Below are 17,605 nucleotides of genomic sequence, written 5' to 3'. Positions count from 1 at the left end.
ATCCAGACGCGAAAGAGAAACGATCCCTAGATCAGCGAGAGTATTCTTCAAACAGGGATGTCATCTGCTTGGCCATGTCAGCACCACATGACTCTTCCACTGTCGCTGCCCACTGCTCTGCAATGGACTCGACGATCGCCTGACTCTTGTCTTCATCCAATGAGACGGCGGCCCCACCACCCTGCATGACCGCTTGTCCGACCCGTTCATTGACCCAACTCTCATAGCGGGGCTTCAACCAAGACTCTGCTTCGCTGGCAGCTTCCTGTAATGCCTGTTGCTCAGCCTCGCTCAAGTTCTCGAACTTGTCCTTGTTCATCATGTACTGCATGTTCCCGTAGAACAGGGAAGCATTGACCATATAAGGCATGACATCCCAAAGCTGCCAGGAGCTGTAAGTCGCCACTCCCATGTTGATACCATCAACGACGCCTCGCTCTGCCGACTGGAAGACTTCCTTGGGTGAAACAAATACAGGCTCTCCTCCCCAGGAAGTGATCATCAAGCTGACCAAGGGTCCGATGGAGCGAACGAGTTGACCATCCAGCTGCGTAATATCGTTCACGGGGCTCTTGAACCACCATTCCTGGTCATAGGAATAATTGGAGTTGAACACCGGCACCAGGCCGACCTCAGCCGCTTCATCACGCACCAGTTCGGTATAAGCGGCATCCAGTTCGTGCTGACGCTCCATATCTATCTGTGCAGGATAAAGTGACGTGACGCGATAACAGGGCAGTCGGTTGTCAGCTGGCACCCAGGAAATATCCGCAATCCCTCCGGCAACAGCATCAACGCCTTCACTCCAGCCATGAAGTGTCGACGATGGGAAGATCTGAATCTTGACCTCCCCCTGGGTCTTCTCTTCAACAAGCGCGGCGAATTTTTCAAACCCTTCATAGCGAACGTCCACCTTGTTGACATAGGTCGATAGACGCAACGTGGTCTCCGCATGTGCTACTTGAGCAGTCAATGCCAAGGTCGGAAGTACCAAAGCGGGAAGGGCCAGGGTCAAGACAGGAATTTTTTTCATTGGTTATCTCTTTTATTGTCGTTGTTATATCTGGGGAATATATCGATCGAGCTGTCTAGATACCTTGCAGAACAATATGCTCACGCGATTTGGCATCCAGACTCATTCAAGTTCATGGAAAATTGACCATAGTGTTGTGTCACTGCTGATAATCAGGGAATCCGAACGTATCCGGGTAGCCGAACAGCGCGACGCTCCCACCGGTATGCAGGAAGACGATGTTCTGGGCTTGCGAGAAATGGCCTTGGCGGATCAGGTCAATCAACCCTGCCATTCCCTTGCCGGAATACACGGGGTCCAGCAGGATGCCCTCATGCCTTGCCAGCAAGGTCACGGCTTCCAGCATGCTGTCGGTGGGGAGCCCGTAGCCTTCCCCTACGTAGTCACAGTTCGCCACGACCTGATCGCGAGTCACGACGCCGGTCAGCCCCAGCTTGGCCTCTGTCTTCTGAGCCAAAGCAAAGACATTGGCTTCCTGGGCCTCCCTCGGAGCACGCACCCCGATGCCAAGAACGGGGATACCCGTATGACAGGCTGCCAGCCCTGTTACCAGTCCTGCCTGAGTGCCCGCGCTTCCGGTGGCGTGCACCAGATGATCGATCTTCAGCCCCATGTCATTGGCCTGAGACAAAATCTCCAGTGCTGCATTCACATAGCCCAGGGCACCGATCTCGTTGGAGCCACCACCAGGTATGATGTAAGGGCGCTTGCCTTCACTCTTCAAACTCTCGGCAAGGCTGACCATTTCAGCTGCCATGTCGGTACCACCTGGACGTTTCTCGACCGTTGCACCGTGTAACTGGTCCAGGAAGACGTTGCCGTTATAGTTATAGGCATCACTTTCGCTTCCGGTGCGGTCCTCCAGCAGGATGTGGCACTCCAGACCAAGCTTGCAGGCAGCGGCCACTGTCTGGCGGGCATGGTTGGACTGCGTTGCCCCCTGCGTAATGACGACGTCTGCACCTTGCTCCAGGGCATCAGCCATGAGGAATTCAAGCTTGCGCGTCTTGTTGCCCCCGGTGGACAGGCCGGTGCAATCATCACGCTTTATCCAGAGGCGAGGCCCCCCAAGCAACTTGCTCAGGTTATCCATCGGTTCCAGCGGTGTAGGTAGATGACCAAGACGAACGCGTGGGTAACGCGACAGATGCATACGTGCCTCCAAACGAGAAATTTTTTGCATAAGTAGGTTCTCTTCTCGACCAACACCAAGAGGGGTAATGGGTGACGAAGCCCACTACTGCGCGGTCTGAGTTAAACTTACGCTCTCCTGATTCCTCGCGACCAATGCTAAGATGGTTGGCATCGGTTAATTTTTTGCATAGCCAGTCAAATGCTCTGCATTAGCGACCTAAAACAGTCCAGGCACCATGAAAATTGAGTGGATAGAAGATTTTCTTGTGTTGATTGAAGTCGGCACCTTCTCGCAGGCTGCCGAACGTCGACATGTGACCCAACCGGCCTTCTCACGGCGTATTCGCCAGCTGGAGGAATGGCTAGGTGTAGATCTGATTGATCGCAGCGCCCAGCGGTTGACGTTGACGGCTCATGCACAGGCTCATGAGGCTTCGCTGAGAGAATGGCTCGCCCATCTGTATGCAATGCGTAGCCGAATTCGCGCAGACTCAACCCAGGGGCAACGCGCGATACTGACCACGCAGCACACTTTGACCGTAAGCTATTTACCCCGCCTGCTTCGTCATTTTCGACAGCATGCCTCCCAAGCGCGCCTCAAGATCCAGTCTGCAGACCGAAGTGACTGCATCCGTGATTTTCAGCGCGGCAAGGCAGACCTTTTCCTGTGCAGCGAGCTCGAGGGCAGCCCGCTATATGGCGATAGCGACAGCATCGAGCGCGTCGAATTGGGTGGAGAGATGTTGATTCCCGTCTGCGCGACCGACAGTGCCGGACATCCCTTGTTCAAACCGCAGATCGACACTTCGCTACCGTTGATTGGTTACAGCCATGACAGCTTCCTCGGGGAAGTATTGGCCTCTCCCTACATGATGGACCTGCAGCGGAATTACGACGTAGATCTGGTGTGCGAGACAGCATTCACCATCGGTATACGCGAAATGGCATTGGCGGGAATGGGGGTGGGATGGCTGCCCCACGGCTTGATAGAGGGGGATCTGGAAGCGGGTAAACTGATCTCGCTGATCGAGTTACTCGGCGGCCCGGCACTTGTGGTGTGTTGCTATCGGCATAGCCGAAAGGTCAACGCCAGCGCCGATGCCTTCTGGCAGCTCATGAGTGAAGCTCCACCTTCCGTGTAACATTGGAGATGCATCAAAGACGCTCAAGGCGCATTCCTGATGTGAACAAGATCCCATCACTCATGCCAACCCAGCAACAAACAAGCGAGACAGGCAGCCGCCTGTCTCGCTTGTTTGTGCCTCCATGCCACGCCTTTCCTCACACCAGCGCGACGGTCCACAGCCCCGCCAGCATGATGACGATGCCGATCCACTTGGCGATGGCCGCTCGCTCGCGCAACCAGACCACGCCGAACATCACACCTAGCGGGATCGACAGTTGACGCATTGCAACGACGAGGCTGACCTCCGCCGTCAACGTCATAGCAACCAGCACCAGTCCATAGGTCGCCATCACCATCACGCCGGTCAGCACCATGCTGACCCGCTCACCCCGCCATAGCGCGGGCAGACGGCGACGCTCTGCTGGCAGCAACATCACCAGCAGCGCGCCCCAGGCGACGGTCATGATGGCCTGCAACACCAGGAAGACAGCCCCCGCCGAGGTGGGCGAGTAACCGACACTCACCATGATATCCAGCGCCTGCTTGTCGATCAGCGAGTAGCCGGTGGTGCCGGCTGCTGCCAGCAGCGCGAACCCCAGTGCCGGCGTCAGGTAGGTCGAGGGGCGCAGGCCCTGCGGACTGCTCAAGGGCAGCACCAACGCGCCGAGCACGATCAACCCCATCCCGACCAGATCCGACGCTGTAAGTGCCTGACTGCCCAGCAGACTCAGCGACACCAGCGGCACCAGCACCACCGGCAAGGCCCGCGCGATGGGGTACAGCACACTGACCTCGCCGCGCGCATAGGCCCAGGCTAGTCCGCCCATGTAGAGCACCTGACAGAGTCCGGTGGCCACCAGCCAGCCCCAGAATTCAGCGGGCAGCACGGCAAACGACGGCCCCAGCGCCAGCAGCGGTGCAAAGATCAGCGCACCACTACCCATGGCCAGCATGAAGAAGGCCAGCGACGGCGCCCGCCCCTTGCCGAGCAGATTCCAGCCGGCATGCAGACAGACCGAGATCAGGATGAGTCCCAGCGCCAGTGGGCTCAAGAGGCGCTCACGGCAATCGTGTGGGCTTGAGCTAGAACATGAGATTGGGCCTGAACAGGAAATTGGGCTTGAGAGTGAGCTTGCCCGTGCCTGGGGACGGGCATGCGGAAATCACGGGCTTGCAGGGCAACCTGGCGGCAATCGCCAATGAGCATATGTCCTTACCTTTCGCGGGGAGGCGCCATCCTCCAGGCCTGGTGCAAGGGCCCGGGGCTGGCGCCTGAAGTGGTGGGGTGAAGGGGTAAGCCAAAGTGGGTGAGCGAGGTGACAGGCCGTGCAGCGTCAGGCATGGCGTCGCAGCCCCGTCACCAGGCTGTCAGGGGCGCTCACCGCGCGCCAGACGCGCCTCGATCTCTATGATCACCTCGGGCAGTTGCGCGATGGTGTCGATCATGAAGTGCGGCCCGGCTGGCGCGAACTGGGCTTCGATGGCGCTGCGCCTTTCGTTGAGTTCTGCCTCTGACAGGGCCATGAACGCTGCGTGATCCAGCCCCATGGCGTTGCCGGAGCAGGTCAGCGCGACCGTCCACATGCCGGCACTGCGACCTTCCAGCAGCCCCGGCGCCGTGTCATCCACCTTCACACAGGCCGCCACGTCAGTGATGCCCAGCGCGATGACATTGGCCAGAGACTGCGCCGGAGAGGGTCGCCCCTTGGGCACTTCATCGGTGGCCACGACATGGTCCACCACCAGCCCATTGCCCTTGCCCCGTGCGACCACCTGCTCGAGCACCTCGCGGGGGTAGCCGGAGCAGGAGCCGATCTTGATGCCCTTGTCGCGCAACCCATTGATGACCTCGAGCGCGCTGGGAATCAGTGCGGAGTGCGCCCCGATCTTGTCGATCTGCAGCGGCATGAAGCGCTCATAAAGCGCCGTGACATCGGCATCACTGGGGGCGTGGCCACAGGCCGCCTCGAAACGGGCCGCGATCGCAGGGTCATCACACAGGGTGCGGATGTGTTCCCATTTGCCCATGCCCATCGGGCCGCGCGCCTCTTCCAGACTGATGGCCACGCCGATTTCCGCGAAGGCCTCGACGAAGATCTGGGTCGGCGCGAAGGAGCCGAAATCTACCAGGGTGCCGGCCCAATCGAAGATGGCAGCCTGCAGACGATCCGGGGTGTGATAATGCATGACAGTTCTCCAGTCAGTTGAGTGCGACAGCGTCAGCGCACGGGCGGGCATCGTCGACACCCAGGGTGGCCAGCGCGTCATCCACGGCGGCCAGAAGTTGATCCATCACGCGGACATCCAGCTGTCCGATGCTGCCGATGCGGAAGCTCTCCACGTCGGTGAGCTTGCCCGGGTAGATGATGAAGCCACGTGCCTTGAGCTCGGCGTAGAAACGTGAAAAGTCGAAGTACGGGTGTGCCGGGCTCAGGAAGGTGGTGATGATCGGCGACAGCCAGGCATCGTCGAGCAGGGTCGTGAAGCCGCGCTGACGCATGCCTGCCACCAGTCGCTGCATGTTGGCGCGATACCGGGCGTGGCGGCCCGCGATGCCGCCCTCCTCGGCGTGTTCCTTAAGCGCCTGGTGGAACGCCGCCACTACGTGAGTCGGCGGGGTATAACGCCATTGCCCGGTGCGCTTGAGGTACTGCCATTGATCGTGCAGGTCCAGCGACAGCGAGTGACTACGTCCCTGTGCCGCCTGCAGCGCATCACGCCGAGCGATCACGAAGCCGAACCCCGGCACCCCTTCGAAGCATTTGTTGGCCGAGGAGATCAGCGCCAGAAACGGGGTACGTTGCGCATCGATCTCCAGCGCCCCGAAGCCACTCATCGAATCGAGGATCAGCTCACGACCATGTGCTGCCACCACCTCGGCGATGGCCGCCACCGGATTGAGCATCCCGGAGCTTGTCTCGCAGTGAATCATGGCGACATGACCGATCTCGGGACTTGCCGCGAGTCTGTCGGCCACGGCCCTGGCACACGGCGCCTCGGCATCGCCCCACGCCAGTACGTCGCAGTCGCGCCCCATGCGGGTCAGTAGACTGACCAGCCGCTTGCCATAGGCGCCATTGACCAGCACCAGCGTCGTACTCGTCGGCTCGATCAGACTGCCCAGCGCCGCCTCGACCGCGAAGGTACCGCTGCCCTGCATCGGCACGCACTCATGGTGCTCACTGGCATTGGCACAGCGGAGCAACTGCTGGCAGATCTCGGCGGTCTTGGTGTTGAAGTCCTGATCCCATGAGCCCCAGTCCTTCATCATGGCGGCCTTGACGCTCGCACTGGTGGTCAAGGGCCCGGGAGTCAGCAGGTACGGTTGTTGAATACTCATTGGTATATACCAGTTAATTTGCACAAAAAAAAGACGACCAACGGCGTATCAGGTCGCCTGTCGCCAGCGTTGGGCACGGGTCAACAGCAGATGACTGACCACCGCATGCAGCAGCTTGACGCCCAGACAGGTGAAAAAGATCAGCACTGCCATGGCGGCCGCGCTGGCGAAGTGCCCGGCTTCGTCGAGATGCATCACCGCGATGGAGGCCAGTCGGGTATCGCTGTTGTAGAGAAATACCACCGCCGAGACGGTCGTCATCGCGTTCATGAACAGATAGGCCGAGATATCCAGCACTGACGGCAGGGACACCGGCAAGGTGATGCGGCAGAAGGTCTTCCAGAACGGCACCTTGAGTGAGGCATCGACCGCCTCGAATTCCGGAACAAGCTGCTTGAGCGCAGTCACCGAGGTCAGGTGGCAGACGGTATAGAAATGCACCAGGGTGTTGAGCACCAGAATCGCGAAGGTGCCGTAGATCCAGTTCAGCGGGTTGTCGGCCTTGTTGAAGTAGAAGATGTAGGACAGACCCAACACCATGCCCGGCACGGCCATCGGCATCATCGCCATGAAGTGCAGCCCCTGGCGCAGCGGACGATAACCCTGACTCTTCTCGGTCAGCCAGGCATTGAAGAAGATGACCAGCGTGCCGATCAAGGTGACCCAGAAGGCCAGCGTCAGCGAGTTGAGCCACGCGTCCCAGCCACCGCCCGCCAGCGGCTTGAAGGCGTAGTGATCCAGGGTCAGGCTCAGGTTGTAGGGCCAGAACTGCACGAGCGAGGCATAGATGGCGGTGGCGATCACGGCCAGAATCGCGGCGGCCACGCCGTAGCAGAGCAGCGCGAAGACCCAGTCACGCAGCGGGCTTGGCGTCGGCTGCCAGGGAACGGCGCGCGCCGAGAGCTGCGCGACCTGACGGCGCTGGATCCAGCGGTCCACCGCGAAGGACAGCAAGGCCGGCAACAGCAGGATGACGCTGACCACCGCGCCCATCTGGAAGTTCTGCTGCCCCACCACCTGACGATAGACATCGGTGGCCAGCACACTGAACTGCCCGCCGATGATCTTCGGCACGCCGAAATCGGTGATCGCCAGTGTGAAGGCCACGAAGGCACAGGAGATGATGCCGTAGCGCGCCCCCGGCAAGGTGATGGTCAGAAAGCTGCGCCATTTGGGCGTTCCCAGCGCATCCGCGGCTTCATAGAGACGGGCATCGCTGTTACTGAGCGCCGTCATCATGATCATCAGCGCATGCGGGAAGATCCAGAAGGTCATGCCCATCACGATGCCGATGGGGCCGTAGATGCTCTCCCCCAGCAACGCTTCCTTGAACCAGCCCTGATTGCCGAACAGATACACCAGACTGATGGCTGGCAGCAGTGACGGTGCCAGTAGCGGCAGGATGGACAGCATGCGGAAGACGCGCTTGCCCGGCATGCAGGTGCGGGTGATGCCGTACGCGCACAGGAACGCCAGACTCACCACCGTCAGGGTACTGATCAGCGCGATGCTGACGGAATTGATGATCGAGCCGACCAGCGCCGGCGTCTGCACATAGCGCGCGAAGTTGGCCAGGCCGACGAAGTCGCCGCTGCGGTCCTGCACGCTCTTGATCAGCATGGTGGCCAGCGGCAACAGCAGCCCGATGACCAGCAGCGCCAGGGCCAGCAGCAACATCAACAGACGCAAGCCGGACTCGCCTGACAGCCTTCCCGACAAGGGCAATGCACGCGCCATCATGCCTGCGCCTCCACCAGCGGGTACAGGCGGATCGCCTCGGACGGCAGACGCACACCCACCCGGGCACCGACCCGCACGCCCAGTGACTCACTGTCCTTGAGCGCCACATCCGCCGACAGTGTCTGCCCACAGCCCTCAAGCGTCAGAGTGATACGCAGGAAGGCGCCGAGAAACTCGACGTGCTCCACCTGCGCCGGCAGCCCCTCACCCACTGCGCACAGCGAGACGGCTTCCGGGCGAATGGCCAGACGCGCCTGATCCAGCCCCTCAAGATCATGCGCCGCGCATTCCAGACGCTGCTGACCCAGACGCAGAGTACTGGCGTTCTCAGGACAGCATTGCAGGAAGTTCATGCTGCCGATGAATTCGGCCACGAAGGCGCTCGCCGGCTGACGATAGATCTCGGCGGGGGTGCCGATCTGCTCGATCACACCATGGTTCATCACCACGATGCGGTCCGCCATGGCCAGGGCCTCTTCCTGGTCGTGGGTCACCATGATGGTGGTGACGCCCAGCCGAGCCTGCAGCGCCTTGATCTGACTGCGCAGATGCAGGCGTACGCGCGCATCCAGTGCTGAAAGCGGCTCATCGAGCAACAGCAGCCCCGGCTCGGTCGCCAGTGCCCGCGCCAGTGCCACGCGTTGCTGCTGGCCCCCGGACAGGGCCGCCGGATACTTGCCTTCACTGCCGGCCAGGTCCACTAGGGTGAGCAGCTCCGTCACGCGCCGGCGCATCGCGTCACGCGCATCGCGCCGATTGCGTAGCCCATAGGCCACGTTGTCGAACACCGTGAGATTGGGGAACAGCGCATAGGACTGGAAGACGATGCCGAAGTCGCGCGCCTGCGGCGGCAGCCGCGAGATGTCCTGGCCGCGCTGGTGGATGGTGCCTTCGCTCTGCGGCGCAAGCCCGGCGATGGCGCGCAGCAAGGTGGTCTTGCCACAGCCGGAGGGGCCGAGGAAGCACACGAACTCGCCTTCGCGGATCGCGAGGTCGATCTCGCTCAGGGCCGTGAACTGGCCATAGCGCTTGGTGAGGCCGCTGATCTTGAGGTGGATGCTATCTGACGACGCAGAACGCGAGATGGGTGCCTGAGGCGCTGCGTCACCCGCAGGTGCCCGGGCTGCAGGGCCGGAGGCCGCGCGAGGCGAGGCGCCGGCAGTCGCTGGCAGCGCTTGACGCGAGGCGTGATGACGCGGGGGTGCGGTCACAAGAGACATGCGAGAAACTCCCGGCCCCGGCGCAAGGCGCCGGGGCAATGACGAAGGTGGCTGGGCGTGACTTACTGACTGTCGGACTTGCCGTCGTAACGGCGCTGCTATTCGGCGAGCACTGCATCCCGCTGGTTGGCCGCCTTGGCAACGTCAGTCTCGATCATCATCTCAGTGATATTGGCCGGATAATGCTCGATCGGCTTGGCCACCCCCGGATAGGCCACGACCGCATAGCCTTCGTTGTAGAGTTCATTGGCCGGCTTGGACACTGCCCAATCCATCAGTGTCTGCGCCGCCTCACGCTTGTCGGTGCCCTTCATGATCGCCGCGGCTTCCATGTCCCAGCCCAGCCCTTCCTCGGGGAAGACCAGGTCCACCGGTGCGCCCTGTGCCTTGAGGCGCGCGCCTCGGAAGGCGAAGGACACACCGACCACGGCCTCGCCGGAACCGGCCAGGTTGCAGGGCGCGGAGCCTGAGTGGGTGTAGCGGGCGATATTGTCGTGCAGGCGGTCCATGTACTCCCAGCCGCCCTCGTCACCCCACAGCTGCAACCAGCTGGCGACATCCAGATAGCCGGTACCGGAAGAACTCGGGTTGGGCATGATCACGTGGCCCTTGAACTCGGGACGCGTGAGGTCTTCCCAAGACGTCGGCTTGGGCACTCCCAGTCGCTCACCTTCGACGGTGTTGTAGCAGAGCGAGGCGACCCAGGCGTCCATTCCGACCCAGGACGGGTCCTGGCCATCACGGTAGGCGGGGTCGACGAACTTGGTATCCAGCGCCTCGACTCCCTTGGGGGCATAACGCGACAGCATGCCTTCCTTCTCGAGCACCAGCAGGCTGGTCGCGGCCAGGCCCCACACCACATCCGCCTGCGGGTTGTCCTTCTCGGCCAGCAATCGTGCGGTGATCACGCCCGTGGAGTCGCGTACCCATTTGATGTCGATATCCGGATGCGCCTGCTGGAAGCGCTCGGCATATTTCTGCAGATCATCGGACTCCACCGCGGTATAGACGGTGAGCTCGGTGGCCGCCTGGGCATTGAGGGAAACGACTAGACCAACGGCACTGGCCAGCAAGGAACGGGTCAAGAAGGACATCGGGACTCTCCAACGCTTGGAATGAATGGCTCTCGCCATCTGGTATATACCAAGAGTATGGGCGGGCCGAATGACACCCCCGTGACAGTCAGTTGAAGGCCCAGTGAAACAGTGTTACCTCATATAGTGTCCCTGCAGCGCGGGTTCAGGGCTTGTTCTTGAGCGTGACGGTGATGCACAGCGCATTGTGCAGCCAGCGCTCTTCGTCATAGCCGATGGGACGATGCTGCTCATCGAAGGTAGCGCGACGTACGGTCAGACCGGAACTACCCATGGCGACCCCCAGCTCCCGGGCGGCCTGCTCCCCCAGCGACTCGGAGTAGAAGCGCAGCTCACGGTGGGCCAGCGTCAGGCCATAGCGCCCGCGCAGCTCCGCCCACAGTGACACCCCGAACTGGCCCTCCTCGAGCAGTCCCGGGGCACGCTCCGGCACCACCCACATCGACTCGCTGAGCACGGCGCGCTCATCCACGAAACGCCGGCGGCGAATATGATAGAGCGGTGTCTGGGCCGCCAGGCCCAGCGCTTGCGCAGCCGGTGGATAGGCCTGAACATCGGTCAGCAGCACTTCCGTCCGTGGCCGCCGCCCCTGCGCCGTCACATAGTCATTGAAGCCGGAGTCACGCGTGGGGTCGTAATCCAGCCGCGGCGGCGACACGAACCACCCACGCCGATTGCTGCGATGAATGCGCCCTTCTCCCTCCAGCTGCCCCAACGCCTGACGCAACGTCACGCGCGTGGTATCGAAGCGCTCGGCCAGCACGCGTTCCGAGGGCAATCGCCTATCTTCAAAGGCATCAGGGTCCTTCAGCTGTTCGCGCAGGCGATCGGTAAGGTGGAGGTAATACGCATCACTCATGACGAGGGGTCCTGACCAAAGATGAAGGGGTTGCCACTACCGGGTAATAACACGGCGCCGCTTGCCCCGCCGGCGAAGAAAATGCCCGGGACTCTGCGCCGCCAAACGGCTGGACGCTCCAGAAACTATCACATTCGCGTGACTCGCACTGGCCTGCCAGCTTACGTACCGCTGGCGCTGCAGGGTTTCATGACAGCCGCCTGGTTGAGCTCACAGGCGTGGATGGCGGTGGGATGACACGCTGATGTTCAAGGAGGGGGTGAACGCACAATGCGCAGCCTCTAAAGACTGCGCATCGCATGGGTAAACAGGAAACGAATGACCGGCGGGAGAACTCAGAACTCGCTGACGATATTCAGGTACTGCTGCATGTCCCCGACCATGGCCTGCTCCAAGAGCTTGCCTGTCTCGATGGCATAGGGCTGCTGGAAGTGAATGTCCCACAGGTCTGACTCCGTGCGCCAATGCTCGTATATCACCAGCGTGTCGTCCTGCCCGTCGATGGTATACAGATCAAACACGAGATTGCCCGGCTCCTCACTGCGCGTCTTCGCCACATGCGTGGTGAATTGCTGCAGCAATCGAGCGCGATATTCTTCCTTGATCTTGAAGATGAAGAAGATACTGAATACCTCATCTTCCGGCTGCACGTGCCTGGGGTTCGCCTCATGCAATGGCGCCGGGTCAGTATCGTTCAAGGGCATCACCTCGAATGGCGATGCCAACGCCGTGTCAGCCAGTTTCAGCAGGGCTTGCGCGTATGGCTGATTCACATGTGCCTGATGAGCTTCGGCGCTTGCCCAGCGCTCGTAGGCGAAGATGGTGGTGGGAGAATCCTTGGCCGCGAAGAAACGCATTTCCAGCATCTCCGGTTCAGCCGCTGAGCCCAGCTTGTTGTCAGCCAAGGCCTGCTTGAAGGTAGCGAGTTGTTCGGGCTTGACGTCAAATTTCACGATCAAGGTGAGCATGGAGATGCCCCTTATAGTCAGTGGTTGTCATAGGCCCAACGGCAAGAGCTGTTACGTCACGTGGCAGCAGGTCTGTCTCGGGAAGTGACTGACACTATCTCTCGCTGCCTGGCTGAAAAACCCGCGGCGCAGAGAAAGACTTTCAATGAAACCTTGAACGTGAATACAGCCCCTTCCTCTGCAATGCGCCGCTTGAAACAAGAGACTGCGGCCTCACGCAGATTCAGAACGAAAGATCCCGCAGGCAGGGCTACAGGATCAACGAATACAGACAACTCATCGACCAGCTCACGTCCTCATCCCAGGCCCTGCTTGCCACTCGCGGCAGAGATCAGCGCCGCCCCACATGACGTGTGACAGCCGTGAAACGCTACCGGCTTGCCATTCAAGCTGATGGTGGGATGCCCCTAGATGATGCTGCAGATGCTATGGCCATCCTTGGGACACCTTACCATGACCCCCACCACTGCCACCGGCTTGCCCTCCAACAGATAGTTGGACTGGGCATACACCACCTTGCCGCCATGTGTGGTGCTATCACCTGGCACTATAACGCCATCGCCGGAACTGAGCATCCGAGACCCTACAGCTGGGCCGCTTTGAAGACTCGCTCTCCCATGTGTCAACGTCCTCTTCCACGCCGAGTCAGCCGTTGCTTGGGCCATTGAGGGAGTCTTTTCCTCAAGCATTGGACAAGAAATACGCATGACGTAATGACAACGATTTATTTCACTTTCTGGCACCATTCAGAACACTCGGCAAATAAACACAACTCATGCCGAGTAATATTATTTATATAATACGTCATGTCTTTCATGCTGCTCTGGCACGTGTCACGCAACTGAACATCGTCGCACCCGCTCGTCCAATCATCGTTGAGGTGAATGAGAGGCAAGCTTTCCCCGCCAGGGTGTGGACATTGACATGCGCATAATTTATCGTTGCCAACGAATTTGATAACGAGAAAAAATAAAAACACCGTTTTGCCAAGCTTGGGGCTGACCAACAACTCGCATCAGCGCCCTTGCAAGGCTTGACCGATAACAAGGACGCGTATGCGATATCATTATTCCGATGAAGGCAGATGCATGCCACGCCGCCCTCCCCCAAGTTCCCGCCTGACCGGGAAGTGCCACCAACTCCGTCTTCATTGACCGAGATTGCCGATTATTGATGACGCGGCCCACGTGCTGCGCTGGATGCCATTTGCTTGAGCAAATGACGCAGAACTACGTCCACGGCTAAGAACCTTCCCCTCCTTACTCGTCGCTATCGACAACCGTTTGCCCTTAGGCGACTGCGTTGCGTAGCGCCCTGTTTCCCTACCGAGGGCCAGTTCTTGAACAACGAATCGCTATATCAATTCTCTACCCTGACTGTCGTACTGCTGCTGCTTGCCTTCTATGGCGGCACCTACCTGATGACGCTGGGGATCCGCAAGAAAAATGAAGATGCCGATGCCTTCATGGTCTCCAACCATCGCGTTGGCTTCGGCATGGGCGCGGCAAGCATGACGGCTACCTGGATCTGGGCGGCCTCCTTCTATGCCGCCGCCACCTCCGGCTATACCTATGGTGTCTCAGGGCCGATCCACTATGGCCTGTGGGGTGCACTGATGATTCTGTTCATCTACCCCTTCGGTCGCCGCTTCCGCAAGCTGGCGCCCAATGCGCATACACTGGGCGAGCTGATCCATGCGCGCCACGGCTCCTCCAGTCAGCTGATTCTGGCGCTCTCCAACCTGCTGGGTAGCGTGATCAGCCTGATGGTCAACTTCACCGCCGCCGGGGCGCTCGTCTCCGTGCTCTCACCGCTGTCCTTCCAGGCAGGCGTGATCATGGCGGGTGTGGGGGTGCTGTTCTACACCCTGTGGTCCGGCTTCCGCGCCTCGGTACTGACCGACTTCGCGCAACTGGTTGCCCTAATGGCGATCGCCATCGTGATCATTCCAGCGGTGTTCTTCGCCATGGGCGGCCCGACAGAGCTGGTCGCTGGCCTAGATAATCTGACGCCTGAGCAGGCCAACTTCTTCTCGACGGATGCCATCCTGAACCAGGGGGCGCCCTTCTTCGTCGCTGTACTGGCCTATGCGATCGGTAACCAGACCATTTCCCAGCGCCTGTTCGCCGTCAACGAAGACCACATCAAGCCGACCTTCCTCACCGCGACGCTGGGCTATGGCGCCATCGTCATCGGCCTGGGCATGATTGGCCTGATGGCACTGACACTCGGGGTGGAGCCGCTCAACGGCGACATGAACAACCTCATCCCGCAGATGGTGTCCGAGTATCTGCCGCCGTTCTTCATCGCGCTGTTCTTCATTCTGGTGATCGGCTCGCTGTCCTCTACCGCGGATTCCGACCTTTCCGCGCTATCCGCCATCATCATGGCTGATGTCTATGGCAAGAATATCGCCCGCGGCAAGCCAGACCCGAAGCGCATGCTCTTCATCGGCCGCTTGACCATGATCATCGCCACGGTGCTGGGCATCGTCTTCGCCAGCTTCTCACTGGATATCCTGGTGATGCTGGTCTTCGTCGGGGCTCTGTGGGGCGCGATCGTTTTCCCGGTCATCGCCAGCTGCTTCTGGAATCGCGTGACCAACACCGCCTTCACCACGTCGGTCATCGTCGCGATGGTGATGTTCTGCCTGGCACGCTTTGAACTGGTGCCGCTGACGGGCATGAGCGGCCTGTTCTTCGAGCTGCTCGCCAGCATCGGCGGCGGCGTGATCATCGGTCTGATGGTATTCGGCTTCCTGGGGCGTATTCTCGGCATCATCGCTGCTGTCGCCGCCATGATCGCCATGCTGATCTTCGCGACCGACTTCCTGCGTGACTACACCGTTCTGCTCGCCTCACTGACCGCTTACGGCACCAGCACTCTGGTGTGTGTGGTCATGAGCCTCGCCAGCCGCCAGGAGCGCTTCGACTTCGACACCATCACCGCACGTGTCGGCAACTATGACGAAGCACTCGACGCAGACGACCACAAGACTTCAGCGCCCAACCAGCCACAGCCGGCGGCCTGAGCCTCGCATGAAGCTGGATAACGTCTGAAGACGGACAACAGGAGACATGCCCCATGACATTGCTTTTCGCTACCTATGTACTGATATGGCCAGCACTCACCCTGGCGGTATTGACCGTCATCTGTCGCGCGGTCGCACGTGATCGTCGCATCGCACGTGAAGAAAAGCGCGAGCTGGTATGAAGCTCTTGGCGTAATGTGACGCCATGAACGCAAAAGCCCGCCTCTGGAATGTCCAGAGGCGGGCTTTTTTACAGCTTACCGAAGAATAGCCTATCTATCACACCTGCTCGACGATCCACTCATGCGCGGGGTCATTCTTGAACTTCCAGACCCGCTTGGGGCCGGCACTGTCGTTGAGACCACGCTGGCCATCAGAAAATCGAGCACATTTCCACGGGCAAGATCGAAACACTGGCAGGCGATGACGGTCTTAGCACCCTGCTCCTAGAACCATACCTCGCTCTGGACACCGAAGGCCCATTCGCCTCCCGTAAAGCCTGCACTCCCGAGGGCATCGTCTTCGGAGTAATCATTGAGCTCTTCATCCCAGTCACTCCAGGACGCGAACAAGCGAATTTCCGGACGCTTCCAGAAGCCACCGACTTCAGGCTTGAAGGTCGGTGCAATGGTGAACTTGCGATACCCGCCTTCCACGGCATTGCCTGTCGAGCCGGGGTCCAGGTCCATCCATTGATAGCTCAGCTCGTACTGCATCTCGAAATTCGTCGTCAGCTCATTGGCCAGACGCGCATTGAAGGTCGCCCAGGAATACTCATCTCCGTCGTCGTAGCGATCTTTGCTCACCTCTGCCAGAACGGCTGGTGCGAAGCGCCACTTGGGTGCGAGATAGGTCGTGCCGTAAAGCCCCAGACGAGTAGAAGTGGCGTCATCCGTCAGGTTCCCGTCAGCCCCGATGACCTTGGTCTCCGCGCCGAGCCCGCGACCATGCAGCACGGCGGCCTTGAAGCTGCCATCGGCGAGGCCAAAGAAGCTGTCGCCATGGTAGGCCAGCATGGTGTGGAAGCCGGAATCGGCCGCTTCGGCCCCCGTGTCCATGGCGCGCTCTTCATTGTCTGCCGCCGACAGGGCACTGACCATCCACTGCCAGTGGCCGACATAGTTATTCATGGTGAACGTCAGGTTGTCGGTATTGCCGCCAGTATCGGAGTCCTCTGTCGGGTATTCACTGTAACTGCGCCCGTAGACCGAGAAGTTGGCTTTCCAGTCATCGGCAAGCTGGACGTCGTAGATACCTGCGCCGGTCCCGGCGAGGAAGATGAAATCGCTGTCTAGCCAGTGGATATCGAAGTTGTCCCGATCGAAGCGCTTGCCCGCCCAGATGGAGGAGTTCTCGAAGGCGCCGGTAAAGCTCGGCAGATCGCTCAACTCCACGAAGACCTGTCGTACGTTCAGACTGGATTCGTCCGAGGTCCAGTCGTTACTGGTCTCTACTCCGTCGGCAATCATGGTGCGGTAAAGCGCCTTCGTCCCGTTGTCGTAGCGGGTCTTGTAGTTGAATACCGACTCGACGTAGGTGTCGGGCTCGTTCCCCAGCCGCCCGACCGCCCCGCCCACCGAGCCCGCCGGCGTGAGATAGGGGCCGCCTTCGATGCTCTTGCCTCCTTCGCCGATCAATAGCCCAGAGCGAGCATAGGCATTGAAGGAGAAACCTTCTTCGCCACTGGCCTGGCGCTCGACGGCCGCCAGACGCTCTTCGAGGTCCTCGGTCTGCGCGGTCACGCGCGCGGGTTGATCAGCCTCATTCGACTGGCGCTGAACGGCCATCGCGCGCTCTGCCTCGGCGGCGCGACGCTCAGCCGCTCTGGCCCGTTGTTCGGCGTCATCGATACGCTGTTCCAGCTCTGCGAGCCGCGCCTCGATATCGCCTGTCCCGTCGGCATTGGCGAGTCCACTGGTGCTCATGACCGCTATGGCAACGGCCATGACAAGTGGGGTCTTGAGCGGGTGCTGAGGGGGAGTTGTCATGTTGAAGAGAGCCTTTGTTGTTGTTGACGAATCACTCGCTTGGCGATGATCAGCGAAGTGGCGCCCGAATCA

Annotated in this window: 14 protein-coding genes and 1 pseudogene; 3 read left to right on the top strand and 12 right to left on the bottom strand. The window is 60.3% G+C overall.

The features are described 5' to 3' along the window. Nucleotides 1-31: 31 nt before the first annotated feature. On the bottom strand, nt 32-1,033 hold the full coding sequence (dctP, locus tag ACZYGA_RS12900) for a TRAP transporter substrate-binding protein DctP (protein WP_479399293.1): 1,002 nt from the start codon (nt 1,031-1,033) through the stop codon (nt 32-34). A gap of 139 nt (nt 1,034-1,172) precedes the next feature. Further along, nucleotides 1,173-2,216: a D-cysteate sulfo-lyase gene (gene cuyA / locus ACZYGA_RS12895; protein ID WP_479399291.1), complete on the bottom strand. Its 1,044-nt coding sequence runs from the start codon at nt 2,214-2,216 to the stop codon at nt 1,173-1,175. 187 nt (nt 2,217-2,403) lie between these two features. Here cuyA and ACZYGA_RS12890 point away from each other — a divergent pair, with 187 nt between their 5' ends. Then, nucleotides 2,404-3,309 (top strand): LysR family transcriptional regulator, encoded by a 906-nt coding sequence (locus ACZYGA_RS12890; protein WP_479399289.1) that lies wholly within the window; start codon nt 2,404-2,406, stop codon nt 3,307-3,309. 139 nt (nt 3,310-3,448) lie between these two features. Here ACZYGA_RS12890 and ACZYGA_RS12885 read toward each other — a convergent pair whose 3' ends face one another. From ACZYGA_RS12885 to ACZYGA_RS12845, 9 genes and pseudogenes are all read right to left on the bottom strand, one after another. Continuing rightward, nucleotides 3,449-4,345 (bottom strand): EamA family transporter, encoded by an 897-nt coding sequence (locus ACZYGA_RS12885; RefSeq protein WP_479399287.1) that lies wholly within the window; start codon nt 4,343-4,345, stop codon nt 3,449-3,451. A 316-nt stretch (nt 4,346-4,661) separates the two neighbouring features. After that, nucleotides 4,662-5,480 carry a phosphonoacetaldehyde hydrolase gene (gene phnX / locus ACZYGA_RS12880; protein ID WP_479399285.1) on the bottom strand — a complete coding sequence of 273 codons (819 nt, stop codon included), beginning with the start codon at nt 5,478-5,480 and terminating at the stop codon, nt 4,662-4,664. A gap of 13 nt (nt 5,481-5,493) precedes the next feature. Further along, nucleotides 5,494-6,633, bottom strand: coding sequence for a 2-aminoethylphosphonate--pyruvate transaminase (locus ACZYGA_RS12875; RefSeq protein ID WP_479399283.1), 1,140 nt, complete (start codon nt 6,631-6,633; stop codon nt 5,494-5,496). 48 nt (nt 6,634-6,681) lie between these two features. Beyond that, entirely contained in the window at nt 6,682-8,370 is a 1,689-nt protein-coding gene (locus ACZYGA_RS12870) for a putative 2-aminoethylphosphonate ABC transporter permease subunit (protein WP_479399358.1), read from the bottom strand. After that, nucleotides 8,370-9,593: a putative 2-aminoethylphosphonate ABC transporter ATP-binding protein gene (locus ACZYGA_RS12865; RefSeq protein WP_284727481.1), complete on the bottom strand. Its 1,224-nt coding sequence runs from the start codon at nt 9,591-9,593 to the stop codon at nt 8,370-8,372. Before ACZYGA_RS12865 ends, ACZYGA_RS12870 begins: the two co-directional genes overlap by 1 nt. Nucleotides 9,594-9,691: 98 nt before the next feature. After that, on the bottom strand, nt 9,692-10,687 hold the full coding sequence (locus ACZYGA_RS12860; protein WP_479399281.1) for a putative 2-aminoethylphosphonate ABC transporter substrate-binding protein: 996 nt from the start codon (nt 10,685-10,687) through the stop codon (nt 9,692-9,694). A 145-nt stretch (nt 10,688-10,832) separates the two neighbouring features. Beyond that, nucleotides 10,833-11,546, bottom strand: a complete 714-nt coding sequence (locus ACZYGA_RS12855) for a UTRA domain-containing protein (protein ID WP_347421545.1) — start codon at nt 11,544-11,546, stop codon at nt 10,833-10,835. Between the two features lie 335 nt (nt 11,547-11,881). Then, a complete protein-coding gene (locus tag ACZYGA_RS12850; protein ID WP_153635504.1) occupies nt 11,882-12,514 on the bottom strand; it encodes a putative quinol monooxygenase in 633 nt (210 codons plus the stop codon). 296 nt (nt 12,515-12,810) lie between these two features. Further along, nucleotides 12,811-13,062: pseudogene (locus tag ACZYGA_RS12845) on the bottom strand (PAAR domain-containing protein). 791 nt (nt 13,063-13,853) lie between these two features. Here ACZYGA_RS12845 and ACZYGA_RS12840 point away from each other — a divergent pair. Then, nucleotides 13,854-15,545, top strand: coding sequence for a sodium:solute symporter family protein (locus ACZYGA_RS12840; protein WP_175090550.1), 1,692 nt, complete (start codon nt 13,854-13,856; stop codon nt 15,543-15,545). A gap of 53 nt (nt 15,546-15,598) precedes the next feature. Continuing rightward, nucleotides 15,599-15,727: a putative transporter small subunit gene (locus ACZYGA_RS12835; protein WP_284727478.1), complete on the top strand. Its 129-nt coding sequence runs from the start codon at nt 15,599-15,601 to the stop codon at nt 15,725-15,727. 264 nt (nt 15,728-15,991) lie between these two features. Here the strand turns inward: ACZYGA_RS12835 and ACZYGA_RS12830 are convergent, their stop codons facing one another. Beyond that, complete coding sequence (locus tag ACZYGA_RS12830) at nt 15,992-17,533, bottom strand: carbohydrate porin (RefSeq protein WP_286173705.1); 1,542 nt, start codon at nt 17,531-17,533, stop codon at nt 15,992-15,994. Nucleotides 17,534-17,605: the final 72 nt, after the last annotated feature.

Source organism: Cobetia sp. BL01, assembly GCF_056493605.1.
This window is presented reverse-complemented; position numbering and strand designations above follow the sequence as displayed.